Origin of the sequence: Luteibacter sp. RCC_6_2 (assembly GCF_041360655.1) — a bacterium.
Lineage (GTDB): Bacteria > Pseudomonadota > Gammaproteobacteria > Xanthomonadales > Rhodanobacteraceae > Luteibacter.
Genome location: NZ_JBFUPQ010000014.1, coordinates 67,874 through 80,923 on the forward strand (window position 1 = coordinate 67,874; position 13,050 = coordinate 80,923).

At 65.8% G+C, this 13,050-nt stretch carries 10 protein-coding genes; 5 read left to right on the plus strand and 5 right to left on the minus strand.

Features of this window, described 5'->3' with window-relative positions; translation table 11 throughout:
* The first annotated feature begins 47 nt into the window (after positions 1-47).
* Positions 48-5,609, plus strand: a complete 5,562-nt coding sequence (locus AB6730_RS15390; protein WP_371024488.1) for an autotransporter domain-containing protein — start codon at positions 48-50, stop codon at positions 5,607-5,609.
* A gap of 48 nt (positions 5,610-5,657) precedes the next feature.
* Here AB6730_RS15390 and AB6730_RS15395 read toward each other — a convergent pair whose 3' ends face one another.
* Positions 5,658-6,086: a hypothetical protein gene (locus AB6730_RS15395; RefSeq protein ID WP_371024489.1), complete on the minus strand. Its 429-nt coding sequence runs from the start codon at positions 6,084-6,086 to the stop codon at positions 5,658-5,660.
* Positions 6,087-6,380: 294 nt separating this feature from the next.
* Here AB6730_RS15395 and AB6730_RS15400 point away from each other — a divergent pair, with 294 nt between their 5' ends.
* Complete coding sequence (locus AB6730_RS15400) at positions 6,381-6,749, plus strand: DUF4879 domain-containing protein (protein WP_371024534.1); 369 nt, start codon at positions 6,381-6,383, stop codon at positions 6,747-6,749.
* Between the two features lie 30 nt (positions 6,750-6,779).
* Here the strand turns inward: AB6730_RS15400 and AB6730_RS15405 are convergent, their stop codons facing one another.
* The 3 genes from AB6730_RS15405 to AB6730_RS15415 all read right to left on the minus strand — a co-directional run bounded on the left by AB6730_RS15405 (position 6,780) and on the right by AB6730_RS15415 (position 8,499).
* Positions 6,780-7,052 (minus strand): DUF1778 domain-containing protein, encoded by a 273-nt coding sequence (locus tag AB6730_RS15405; protein ID WP_371024490.1) that lies wholly within the window; start codon positions 7,050-7,052, stop codon positions 6,780-6,782.
* Between the two features lie 115 nt (positions 7,053-7,167).
* Complete coding sequence (locus tag AB6730_RS15410; RefSeq protein WP_371024491.1) at positions 7,168-7,596, minus strand: hypothetical protein; 429 nt, start codon at positions 7,594-7,596, stop codon at positions 7,168-7,170.
* A 168-nt stretch (positions 7,597-7,764) separates the two neighbouring features.
* The gene (locus AB6730_RS15415; protein WP_371024492.1) at positions 7,765-8,499 is read right to left on the minus strand and encodes an SDR family oxidoreductase; all 735 of its coding nucleotides are present in this window, start codon (positions 8,497-8,499) and stop codon (positions 7,765-7,767) included.
* Positions 8,500-8,668: 169 nt separating this feature from the next.
* Here AB6730_RS15415 and AB6730_RS15420 point away from each other — a divergent pair, with 169 nt between their 5' ends.
* Positions 8,669-9,625 (plus strand): AraC family transcriptional regulator N-terminal domain-containing protein, encoded by a 957-nt coding sequence (locus AB6730_RS15420; protein WP_371024493.1) that lies wholly within the window; start codon positions 8,669-8,671, stop codon positions 9,623-9,625.
* A gap of 12 nt (positions 9,626-9,637) precedes the next feature.
* Here AB6730_RS15420 and AB6730_RS15425 read toward each other — a convergent pair whose 3' ends face one another.
* Positions 9,638-10,462 (minus strand): restriction endonuclease, encoded by an 825-nt coding sequence (locus AB6730_RS15425; protein ID WP_371024494.1) that lies wholly within the window; start codon positions 10,460-10,462, stop codon positions 9,638-9,640.
* Positions 10,463-10,709: 247 nt separating this feature from the next.
* Here AB6730_RS15425 and AB6730_RS15430 point away from each other — a divergent pair, with 247 nt between their 5' ends.
* Together AB6730_RS15430 and AB6730_RS15435 are read left to right on the plus strand one after the other, a co-directional pair.
* Positions 10,710-12,047: a lysozyme inhibitor LprI family protein gene (locus tag AB6730_RS15430; protein WP_371024495.1), complete on the plus strand. Its 1,338-nt coding sequence runs from the start codon at positions 10,710-10,712 to the stop codon at positions 12,045-12,047.
* Positions 12,048-12,387: 340 nt separating this feature from the next.
* On the plus strand, positions 12,388-12,882 hold the full coding sequence (locus tag AB6730_RS15435; RefSeq protein ID WP_371024496.1) for a hypothetical protein: 495 nt from the start codon (positions 12,388-12,390) through the stop codon (positions 12,880-12,882).
* The last annotated feature ends 168 nt before the right edge of the window (positions 12,883-13,050 follow it).

A 13,050-nucleotide genomic window follows, 5' to 3' on the forward strand; every position in this document is an offset into this window, starting at 1 on the left:
CCATCGCGCCAGCCCCGCAGGGGGTGCTGGCGTCATGGGGGAATCCAATGAACCGCATTTACCATCTCGTATGGAACGGAACGCTGCGTGTCGTGCAGGTCGCTTCCGAGCTTTCGTCGTCGCGTGCCGGCAGGATGGAGGGAGGCGGCGCGATCGCCCCTCGCTTGCGCCCGCTGTGGGGTGTGATGTTGGCCACCGGCCTTTGGGCCGTGGGATCCCCGGCCATGGCCCAGGTCTGCCAGCCGGCCGATACGACGACGTGCAGCGCCCAGGGAGGCGTGGCCGTCATCGACCGGGCGGGCGCGGGTGGCGCGGGTAACGGCCAGGGCGGCTTCGCGCGCTGGATCACGGGCGGTTCCGGCATCCTCCCGGTCGCCGGTGGCATGGCCAGCGGCGGAGTGGGTGGCGCCGGTGGCACGGGTAACGATAACGGCTCGGTGTTCGTCCCCGGTGGTGCCGGGGGCGCGGTCGGTACCGTTTCCACGACGCAGCCCATCGTGGGAGGCCGCGGCGGCGACGGCACGCCCGATATTCACGTTCCCGGCGGCGGCGGTGGCGGTGGCGCGGGCGTCTATGCGAACGCCAATTACTCGGTTCTGTTGAATGCTCCGGTCACTGGCGGCGCGGGTGGCACCGGGGGAGTCCCCGCTGCCAATAGCGCGGCGGGTGGCGGTGGCGGCGGTGGTGGCGGTACCGGCGTCGTCATGCTCGGGGACAGCAACCAGCTCCAGGTCGTTCCGGGTTCGTCGATCGTGGGCGGCGCTGGCGGTGCAGGCGGATCGCAGGCCACGGGAATCGCGTTCGGCGGTAGCGGTGGCGGTGGTGGCGACGGTGCACTGCTCTTCGGCGCCGACGCCTTGGTATCCAACAGCGGCACGATCCGCGGTGGGGCCGGCGGCGCCGGCGGCGCGGCGCAGACGAGCGGTCTGGACGGTGATTCCGGCGCCGGCATCCGTGCCCAGAATGTCCGGTTCGGGCTTGCCAACCTCAGCGGCGCACTCATCGCAGGCGGAAACGCCACCGGCAACGGTGCCGCCGGTATCGGCGTGGTGACCCAGCAGGATGCGCATATCCAGAACTCCGGAACGATCGCCGGTGGCCTCACGGCTGGCGGCGGATATGCGACGGCGGTCCTCTTCAACGGCACCGGTAACCTGCTGACCCTTCAACCCGGTTCGATCGTCCACGGCGCACTCGAGGTGGCCGATGGCGGTAACGCGCAGGTGATCGCGGCAGCCGACGTATCGATCGACGCCGTGAAGCTCGACGGCATCACGCCTGGCAACGCGGCGATCACGCTGACGCCCAACAACGGCGTGCTCGACATCGCGTCGATCGTCGGTACCGGCAACGTCACCAGCAATGGCGGAAATGGATTGAGCCTGCACGACGCCAATGTCGATGGCTCGCTGACCTTCGATCATACCGGTGGCACGACCCTCGACGGCACCGTGCGATCGACCGGGGCGCAAACGTACGTGTCTCCCATCACGTTGGCTGGCAACAGTGCACTCTGGGGCATGACCACAGCGAGCATCGACGTGCAGGGCAGCATCGATGGCGCGCAAGCGCTGACGATTGTCACGCAGGGCGCCGCGACCCTGCAGGGCGCCGTCGGCAGCACCCAGGCGTTGTCGAGCCTGATAGTGACCTCAGGCACATTTGCTGCCAACAGCATCCGCGCGGGGGCGCTCAGCCTGTCCACTGCCGCGGGTGGCATCACCCAATCGGGAGCCTTCGTCGTATCGGGCGCGACGACCCTCTTCGCGAACGGCGATGTGACGCTGACCAACGCGGGGAATTCGTTCGGCGGCGGCGTCACCGCGCAAGCTCGCAGGATCAGCCTGTCCAGTACGGGCAACCTCTCCGTCGGCACCGTCACCGCGACCGTCTCGGCCGATCTTTCCGGCGATAGCGGGATGAACTTGACCAGCGACATCACGGCGCCTGTTTCCTTGTCGCTGAACGGCAGCCAGGGCAGTGTCACCCAGACGGCGGGCTCGATCGTGGCGACCACGCTTACCGCGAATACCGCCGGCAACATCAATCTGTCGTCCGCCGGCAACGCGATCAGCGTGCTTGGCGACGTGGCCGCCGGCGACTTCAGCCTTGCCAGTTCGAGCCCGCTCACGGTGGCCGGTGCCCTCGTCGCCCAGCGCGTGACGTTCGCCGTGCCCTCGGGCGTCGTGGTGGCCGGCTCGATCGACGCCGGCCTGGTAACGGACATCGATGCCGGAAGCTCTCTCGCCATAGGCAACGGCGGTCTGACCGGCGCGCTGAATGGCGACGTGGCCAACAATGGCGTGCTGACCTTCAATCGCACGGGCACCGTCAACTTCACGGGTGCGTTGGGTGGCAGCGGCCAACTGATCCAGCAGGGCAGCGGCACGCTCCTGTTCGACGGCGACGCCACGCCCTTCCTCGGCAGCACCCAGGTACAGGCCGGCAAGCTGGTGGTCGGTAGCGCCGCGGGCAGCAACGCCGTGCTGGCGGGCGGCGTGAGCGTGGCCAATGGCGCCATCCTCGGTGGTCATGGACGCATCGATGGCGACGTGACGATGAACACCGGCTCGGTGCTGTCGCCGGGCAATTCCATCGGCACGCTCACCGTCGACGGCGACCTGACGATGGCGCAGGGCACCCGGATGGATGTCGAGCTCGGCGCAGCGGGTAACGGCGACAAGGTGGTGGTGAACGGTGACCTCGCCTTGAATGGCGTCGCGCTGGACGTGGCCGATGCCGGTGGCATGGGGCCGGGTGTCTACAACATCTTCGCGTACTCCGGCACGTTGACGACGAGCAATGGTGGCCTGTCGTTCGGTACGACACCGGCCGGCCACGCGCTGCAATTGCAGACGCTGACCGGTGCGAAGCAGATCAATATCCTCGACGTCAGCAACACCACCTTGCAGTTCTGGAACGCCAACGGGCTGGCCAGTCCCACGCAGATGGGCGGTGGTGACGGCACCTGGTCCACCACGTCGCCGACGTGGACCGACCAGGACGGTAGCCTCACGGGCGCCATGTCGCCGCAGCCGGGTTTCGCCGTGTTCGGCGGTGCCGCGGGAGCGGTCGCCATCGACGGTGGATCGGGCCAGGTGAGCGCGACGGGCATGCAGTTCCTCAGCGACGGCTATCGCCTGAGCGGAGATCCGATCCTGCTCACGTCGTCCAGTGGCACGCCCATCATCCGCGTGGGTGACGGCAGCGCCACGAGTGCCGGCTACGTCGCCACCATCGACTCCGTGCTGGAAGGCACGCAGGGTTTGGCGAAGAACGACGCGGGTACGCTGGTGCTCGGCGGCATCAACACGTATAGCGGCGATACGATCGTCAATGGTGGCACGCTGTCCGCTGCGGACGACCGTAACCTCGGTGATGTGGCGAACGACGTCACCTTGAATGGCGGTGCCTTGCGTGTCACGGGCACCGCCTATGCAGCGACCGATCGCGACCTCGCCTTGACCGGTGGTGGTGCCGTCGACATCGCCGATGCCTCGAATGCATTCACGTGGAACGGCGACATCACGGGTGCGGGTGTACTGGAGAAGCGGGGTGCGGGCACGCTCGTACTCGACCATGCCAATGCCTTTACGGGCGGCACCCTCGTCAGCGCGGGAACCTTGCGCCTCGGCGATAGCGGTGCGATCGGCGCGGGTGCCTTGTCGCTGGGTACCGGCAGCACGCTCGCGCTCGCGACGGATGGCCTTGCGCTGACGAACGCGATGAGCCTTGCCGGCACCGCCTCGATCGATGTCGGCGGTACGGATACGGCCACGCTCAGCGGCGTCATCGCCGATGCCACGGCCGCGGGTGGCTTCACCAAGACCGGCACGGGCACATTGCGGCTGACCGGCGACAACACCTATACCGGCACCACGACGATCGACGCCGGCACGTTGCACGTCGGCGATGGCAGCACGCACGGTTCGGTCGTCGGTGACGTCGTCGACCACGGCATCTTGCTGCTGGATCGCTCGGACGATGTGACGTATGCAGGGGCGTTGTCCGGCGAGGGTGCGTTCGGCAAGCTTGGCGCGGGTGCGTTGCACCTTACCGGCGACAGCAGCGCATTCACCGGCAACACCGACTTCACCGGCGGCACGCTGCAGTTGGACGGCAAGCTCGGCGGTGTCCTGTCGATGGCCGGTGGCACCGTTCTTACCGGCACGGGTACGGGTGGCAGTGTCGCATTGCAGTCGGGTGCCGAGGTGTCGCCCGGCGGCGCAGGTGTGCCTGCGACGCTTTCGTTCACGGGTGATCTCACCATGGCCGCCGGCACGCGCTACACCGTGGATGTCACGGATGCGGGGCAGGGCGATCGCATCGATGTCGCCGGCCACGCCAGCCTCGCGGGCGGATCGGTGGTGAGCCTGGGCACGGGTGGTAACTGGGGCACGTCCACCACGTATACGATCCTCTCCGCCGCCCATGGCGTGAGCGGCACGTTCGGTGCCGTCTCCACGGACCTCGCCTTCCTCACGCCATCGCTGGCGTATACGGCGAATGCCGTGAACCTCACGCTTCGCCGGAATGCCGTGGCTTTCCCGGATGTGGCGCTCACGCGCAACCAGCGTGCCGCCGCGGGTGCGACGGAAGCGCTCGGTGCCGGTGCGTCCGTCTACGACGCCATCCTCCGGCTCGACGCGGCCGACGCACGTGCCGCGTTCGACAGCCTTTCCGGCGAAATCCACGCCAGTGTGCGTACGGCTATCGCGGACGACCAGCGTTACCAGCGTGAGGCCATCAACAACCACTTGCTCAATGCCGATGCGGCCCGCGACGGCGAAGGTGTCTCGGCCTGGGCATCCGCCTGGGGACATTGGGGCAATCACGACGGCGATGGCAACGCCGCGCGCATGAGCGCGAATGGCGGCGGCTTGCTGGTGGGTGCGGATACCGTCGTCGGTTCGACCACGCGTGTCGGCTTCGCGCTGGGCACGGGGCAGATCTCGGCCTCGACGCCCGCGCGCGATGCTTCCGCCGACGTGCGCACACGTACCGCCGGGTTGTACGCCGGTGGGCGTGAGGATGCGTTCCAGTGGCAGGCCGGCGCCTTGTACGGCCAGCAGAAGATCCGCACGCATCGCACGGCCACCATCGGCGATCTCTCCACCCGCATCGGCAGCGATGACGATGCGCACGCCGCGCAAGGCTATGTCGAAGGCGCGTACGTCATCGACGGCACGCGCGGCTCTTGGGCACCGTTCGTCAACGTGGCTTACCAACAACTGCGCACGCCGACCATCCATGAGCGTGCTTCGATCGGCGCCCTCGACGTCGACGCCGACCGCTCGCACCAGACCTTCGGCACGCTCGGACTGCGCGGCGAGGCGAAGCTGGGTGACACCGGCACGGCGGTCTTCGGCAGCCTGGGCTGGCGCCATGCCTGGGGTGACGTCGACTCCACCGCACGCATGCGCTTCGCCGGCACCGGAACGAGCTTCGACATCCAGGGCGCTCCCATCGCCGACGATGCGGGTGTGGTCACCGCGGGGCTGCGTTTCCGGCCTGCGCCGAGCGTCACGGTCGATGCGACGTATAGCGGGCAGTTCGCGGGCGATGCGAAGGACCAGTCGGCGCGGTTGAGTCTCAGCTGGACGTTCTGACGTTGAAGGAGGCGGCGCCTGCATGGCGCCGCCTCTTGGCACGAGCGATCACGCCGTCACCGACAACCGCAGCGGTTGTCCATCGAGCGCATCGATGAGTGCTCTCGCTCGTTGATACGTCGCAGCCTCCTGGTGTGAACCTCGCTTGGTCGCGGCATCGATCCAAGCGTCGATGTCGTCACGGTTGATATGGGCTGGCGTTGCGTTCCATTCGTCCGAGCCGGCAACGCCTTCAGCTGGAAGGGTTATGACCTGGCCGATGGCGAACATTTCGTCGAAGGTGATCCGTCCGCTGAAATAGAGATCGTTCAAGACGGCGTCGATCATCCCTAGCGTCATACTTGCAAAGTTGATTCGCTCGATTCCGTCCGGTGTGGCAGTCACGTGTTTCGGCACTTCCTTGCTCGGTTCTGGCCGCAGCGCGGAAGGTTCGAGCGGCGGGCTGGCCGGAACGGATGCAGGCATCTTGGTGTACACATGTCGTCTCCTTGACGCCGCGAATGCGGCGACAAAAAGGGAAGCAAGGGCGATGCCCTGCAGGATGATGTGGCGTCGAGCGCGGCGTGGACCTACATGACAGCGAGACGATATGGAGCATCGGAAGTACTGTCGGATGAGGCTTACCTTACTTGCCGGCCCATTGGTCGGTCGAACAAGAAGATCGCTGAATTGTCGCCGCAGTCAGGGCAAATAGAGTGCCAGCGCAGCAAACGGCTGCGGTTCTGGAAGAAGTATATGAAGAGGATGCTCTGTCTCGTGTTGTTCGGTGCCATGGCACTTCCCTGTGCGGCTAGTGTGCAGGTCATCCAGGTGCAGTCTGCCTCGGGTGGACACGAACCGATAGCTGGGAGCGGTTCTACGGCGAGACATCATGGAGGAAGTCCCGTTCTCGTGACCACGCGCGAAGCGGGGCGCGGTCAGGCGTACGCGACCATGAACGGGGCTCAGCTTCGAGAGGTCTCGTCACGGCTCGTCTGCCGAAACGGTAGCGGCTGGGCCACTTGTAGGAACGGCCAGTCGGCGCAAGGCGAAGAGCGGGTATGGGATGCGACCGGTAAGGGAAATGGAACGTTCGCCATTCGTGTCACGGAGTGGGCGTGGCCGAAAAGCACCTCCACGACGTCGGTCAGCATTCGCTGAGCACGTGCACGCGCTGACCCTTCAGCCGATTCAGGTCTCCCACGGAGCTTGTCGGAGCAGCAAGGTGCGCAGTACGGAATCCTGTTCGAGCGGAGCGTCAATCCGCGCCAAAAAATGTTTGAACTGAGTGGTGTCGAGTGTAAGGTCGGTGTGATCGATCACCTGTTTGGCCTTCTCGCAAGCGGCTTCCAGTATGAAGTCTGAGCGATTCTCTCCGCTCACTCGCGCCGCCTGGTCGATCAGGCGGCGCTGCGAAACGTTGACGCGCACAGCGATGGTGGTTCGGAGGACAATGGCGGTCATGGCCGCACCTCAGTGTAAGAAAACGGCTTATCCTACATAGCATCGCGACGATTGCGAACATCTTCTGTCGTATGGCTTATTTTTTATCAGTGCTTGTCCCCCTTGCCGTGAACGATCAAGTCGTCACCGACAACCGCAGCGGTTGCCCATCGAGCGCATCGATGAGCGCTCTCGCTCGTTGATACGTCGCAGCCTCCTGATGAGAACCACGCTTGGTCGCGGCATCGATCCATGCGTCGATATCGTTACGGTTGATATGGGCTGGCGTGGCGTTCCATTCGTCCGATCCGGCTATCCCGCCGTCAGGGAGGACCACGACTTGCGCGAGCGCCGAAAGCTCTTCGAAGGTTATGCGTCCGCTGAAATATAGATCATTCAGGGTTACCTCCACTGTCTTCAGTGTCATGTGCGCGAAGTCGATACGCTCGATACCATCCGGTGTCGTGGCCTCTTCTTTCTGAAGCGCTTTATTTTTTTCCGCCCAGTTTGTGGATGGTTCGAGTGACGGACTGGGTGGAACGGACGCAGGCATCTTCGTGTACATACGTTGTCTCCTTGACGCCGCTGATGCGGCCTCTAAGGGAAGCAAGGGCGATGCCTTGAAGAGCGGTGCAGCGCGCGAAGCGGCCTTGGCCTACATGACGGCACGGCTCGTCTGCCGAATCGGTAGTTGCGCATGTACTGAACCTATAGCCGCCATGAGGACGAGCCCTCAATGAGGGCTCGCCGTCGGCCGCACGATAAGCTCGTTCACGTCCACGTCGTCCGGCTGTTCGATCGCGTAGCCGATAGCCCGTGCGATGGCGTCGGGCTGGATGGCGATGCGGCGGTAGGCTTTCACGAAATCGCGTGTGGCTTCATCGGAGATCGTATCGGCGAGTTCGGACTCGACGACGCCGGGTGACACCACCGTGACGCGGATGCAGTCGGTTTCCTGGCGCAGGCCATCGGAGATGGCGCGGACGGCGTACTTCGTGGCGCAGTAGACGGCGGCCGTCGGCGAGACGGCATGGCCGCCGATGGACGAGACGTTGATCACGTGCCCGCGGCGCCGCGCTTCCATGCCCGGCAACACCGCGGCGATGCCGTGCAGCACGCCACGCACGTTCACGTCGATCATGCGGTTCCACTCGCCCAGCTTCAGGGCGTTGAGCGGCGAGAGTGGCATGACGCCGGCGTTGTTGACGATGACGTCGACGGGGCCGAAGGTCGATTCGGCGACATCGGCGAAGGCCTGCATCTGGTCGAAGCGGGTGACGTCCAGGGCACGGTAGGCGACGCGGCCGGGCTCCCCGGCGAGTTCTTCCGCGAGCGCTTGCAGGCGTTCGATCCGGCGCGCGCCGAGCACGACGCGGTGACCCTGGCGGACCAGGTGGCGGGCGGTCGCTTCGCCGATGCCGCTGCTGGCGCCGGTGATGAGGATGACCTTGGATGCTTGCGTGTTCATGGCGGTGGCTCCCTGGTTTTCGAGGAAGCCATGCTAGGAAGGAGGGCTGCCGGCGCTAAGACCTGATCCTTGCCTGTTCTTGCCTTTTCCTATGGATTGCCAAAGATTGACGCATTTGAGGCGCGGGCGTATATCCCATTCCTATCGCCGCCGACTCTGCCGCCTCGTCATGTCCAAGCCCGTTTCCATCGAAGCCCGCCGTGCCCGCATGGCCGACCTGATCGTCCGGTTGGCGCCGTCGGAGGGCTATACGCTGTCCGCCGTGGACGGTGTCGCCTTCATGCGTTCCAACCGGCCCCTGGTGCGCACGCCGGCCTTGTACGAGCCGAGCATCGTGATCGTGGCGCAAGGCCGCAAGCGTGGTTTCCATGGCGGGCAGACCTACGTCTACGATGCGCAGCATTACCTCGCGTTGGCGGTGCCGTTGCCCTTCGAGATCGAGACGGAGGCCAGCGTGGAGGAACCGATGCTGGGTGTTGCTATTCGCATCGATGTTGCGACGATCGCCGAGTTGGTGCTCGCCGTGGACGATCTCCGCCCGCAAGCGGACGTTCCGCCGGCCACCCTGTTCGCCACGCCCCTGGACGACCGTCTCGGCGATGCCGCGTTGCGGCTGCTCGAAGTGCTTTCCGATCCCGTGGAAGCGCGTCTGCTGGCGCCGGGCATCGTGCGCGAGATCACCTATCGCGTATTGACCGGCGAACAGGGTGGCGGGTTACGCGCGGCGCTGACACAGGGCGGTCACTTCGGGCGGATCGCGAAGGCGTTGCGCCGCATCCATACGGAGTACGCGCGTCCGCTCGATGTCGCCACCCTCGCCAGCGAGGCGAACATGAGCGTGCCGACCTTCCATACGCACTTCAAGGCGGTGACCACCACGTCGCCCATCCAGTACATCAAGGCGATGCGGCTGCATCATGCGCGCCTGCTGATGGTGCGCAGCGGCCTCAATGCAGCCACGGCATCCGAGCGTGTCGGTTACGAGAGCGCCTCGCAGTTCAGTCGTGAGTTCAAGCGCCTGTTCGGGCGTAGCCCGGTAGACGAGACGCGGCAGTTGAAGGACCTGCTCGACCTCGCGCCCTCGGTTCAACGCGTGCCTGTCGTGCGGCATGCGTTGATCTCCTGAGCGCTTCCGCGCTCATGGCGGGAGCGAAGGCGTCGTCTTCTCGATGATGCGCATCGACTCGGCGTTCTTCGCTTCCCATGCCGCGATGTCGGTCTTGCTCATCGGTGTGTCGTGGACGATCGCCGGTCGCCCGTTGATCGTGCTCATGGGACGTTGGGAGGTGAGTGCGGGCAATGCAGTCGGGGTGGCTCTTGCCCGTGTCATCTCGTTGACCGTGCGTCCCACCGTCGCCCGCAATGCCTCGACCTGGGCCACGTGGATCTCGCGGATGTAATAGCTGTACAGCACCGCCAGCGCCACCGCCATGGTGACGACGGCGCCCACGGCGGCGATGGCCGGCGATCGATTCGTGCGGGATGTCGGTGCCCGCGGTGTCTCGCGAATCCAGGCTGGCATGTCCTCCAGCGAGGCATGCGGCATGGCCGGCTCCTCCACCGGACCGAGCATGGCGCGTATCGTCTTGCCGTCGATCAGGCGGATGTGCCGGAACTTCGCCGCCGCCTCGATCGCCGCCGCGGTGAATTCGCCGGACGTGACGACGATGGCGCCGGTGGCGCCCGCGGTGTGCATCACGCCGATAAGCTGGTGCACGTCGTTGTGCGGCACCTTCCAGCAGTTCCAGTGCTTGCATTGCACCAGGACGATTTCCTGGTCGCGGAACAGCTTGAGGTCGATGCCGCCGTCGGTGCGGTTCGTGCCGGCGCCGCCGGTGCCCACGTGCTCTACCCGGAAACCGGCGCCGCGGTAGTGGTCGGCGACAAGCCGCTCGAAGGCCTCCCATGAGACGCGGCTCAAGGCATCGTCGTGGCGATGGCTGACCGGCTTGAAGCCGCTCATCGGACGGCTTCCGGCGCGTGAAGCGGTTGCCGGTCCTGGTGGATGCATGTCTGCACTGCCATGGTTCTCCCTTCCCCGACGCGGCGCGGCCCCCCGGCTGGCTGGTCGGAACCGGCCGAATATATCGAAAGCTCGGACGGATTCCTGTAGGCGAAAGACTACATCTCGATCTAAATCCGCGCGGTTCATCGACAACTCTTAGAATGCCCACCGCTAGCCGGCACCCGGCGCAATGGAAGGTCTGCCCATGACGATGACGGTTCGAACGGTTTCCGCGGCGCTGCTCCTGGCGCTTCCCCTCGGGTCGCACGCGGCTGGTTTCGACTGCGCCAAGGCGTCCACGACGGTCGAGAAGGCCATCTGCGCCTCGCCGAAGGTCTCCGCCCTCGATGGGCAACTCGGCGATGCCTTCCGGAGCGCCGTGGCGAAACACCCCGATAAGGCCGATGCGCTGAAACTCGACCAGCGCCATTGGCTCGCCGAACGTGACGAGGCGGTCGCCGCCTTCCTCGGCGATCATCCAGGCAAGCCCTTGTCCGCCGACGTGGCGTCGTATCCGTCGCGCATCGCCTTCTTGCGTGGCCTCGACAGCAAGGCGCCGAAGCCGCTGGACATGGTCCAAGCGTCGTTGTCGCGCCTGCCTCCCAGCTCACACGACGTGCTCGGCGACCTGGCGAAGGCGGGCGTGGATATCGCCATCGCCACCGACGTGCCGGTGGAAGACGCGAAGGCCTTTCCTTACGAACCGGACGCGGGTTTGCGTGAAGCCCTGGCCGGGCTCGACGCATCCTCCGGCTACCGGAAGCTGCAGGGCTCGCCGGTCAGTTCCTTGTTCTCCGTCGGCGGAACGGCGCACTGCTGGACGGAGGCGCCGTTCCGGATCGAGGGCAAGAAAGCCATCACGGTCGAAGCACCCGGGGCATGGGCATCGGACTGCATGTCTCTGCATGGCATGGCCCGCGTCGGGAGCGATTTCATCGCGACCGTGCTGTCCAATCCGTCGCCGGACGAAATGAACATCGAAGTCGGCCGCTGGGAAGGCCGTGCGTTCGGGCCGGATGCCCAACTCACCCTGCGCTTCGACCATTCGCTGGCGCCTGTGGGCGGTGCCTGCGCGCCTAAACAATCGCCCTGCGACGACTTCACCACCGCGGCCATGGCCGCCGTCACCCGTTACGAGCGCAGCCCGATGCAGGGCACGCTCGACCGGCCGCTCAAGGGTGCGGAGAAGTCGGCCTACGATGCGCTGGTTGCCGCCGCACGCGGACCTTCCGGCATCGCCCCCAAGGGAGATACGTCGAGCTATCCCGACCTGCCGGCCTTCGGCACCGGCATCGCGTCGGACCAGATGACCGGCTACGGCCCCGAGGCGACGTTCTTCCCGATGACCTTCCACGGCGAACCCTTGCTGGGCTTCATCGGCCACGGCCATATCGGCTGGCGCATCAACGATGATTGGCTGGTGTCCGCATGGCGCCTGAAAAACGGCAAGCTGGAACCGGTCGCCTCGGCATACATCGCGGTGAAGCGCGGACCGCTGTTGCTGTCGTCGTTCGTGCCGCCGCCACCGCCGGAACAACACTGACCAAACTTTTGGGGCCTCCCGAGAGAGACAGTCCAGTCCGCCACCAACTGGTGGGAGAGAGACAGTCCAGTCCGCCACGAACTTGTGGGAGCCGACTTGTCGGCGATCCCGCGGCAGCGGGCCAGGTCGGAGCAAGCACCCATCGCCGCTGAAGCGGCTCCCACAACAGCCGCCTCCCACCACAGCGGCCGTCATAACAGCGGCCTGCCACCGAAAGGCGCTTGTCGCGGAGCAAGCACCTACTCCGCAGGCTCCATGGCATCCGCTCGAAATTGGTGCTATATCGGCGGCGTCACCCGGTTGCGGGGCCGCGAGTGACACCCAGCCAAGGAGGTTGCCCATGTTCCTCGTATCACGGATGTTCCGGATCGTCGTTCCTGCTCTCCTGCTGACGACCGTCGCGCAGGCGAGTCCTGCTGCATCGCCATCGCCATCGTGGATGGAACGCCGCGGCAGCTTCATCCTGCCGGCGCAGGATGGCGCACAGCTGGCGCTCGTCGCCTTCGTGAACCCGGCGACGCATCGCGTCACCTATGGTTTCCGCGACATTCCACAACGCATGAACTGCGCGCCTGCCACGTTGGGCCGGGGGCAGGTCTATGACGTGGAAGGCACGCGGATATCTTTCAGCAAGGAATGCGTGCGTGGCACCTTGACCTATATCCCGCGCAACGTACCGGCGAAGCGCGCTTTCGCGGCGTTGTTGGCCGAGCGGAAGGTGTTGCACGTGCGTACGCAGTCGTTCTTCCCGCTGGCGTTCGATCTGTCGGGGTTGCCGGCCGTGCAACAGCGGCTCGAGTTGGCTGCCGCCGCTCCTTCTAACCGCGGCGGCTGAAGGGTGCTGGTGATGGTCGGCTCTGGTGGGAGCCGACCCTGTCGGCGATGGGTGCTTGCCGCAACCTGGCCCGCTGCCGCGGGATCGCCGACAAGGTCGGCTCCCACAAAAGCGGCTCCCACAAGAGCGGCTTCCGCAAGGGCGGTTCCCCCAAAATAAGGGGGCTTC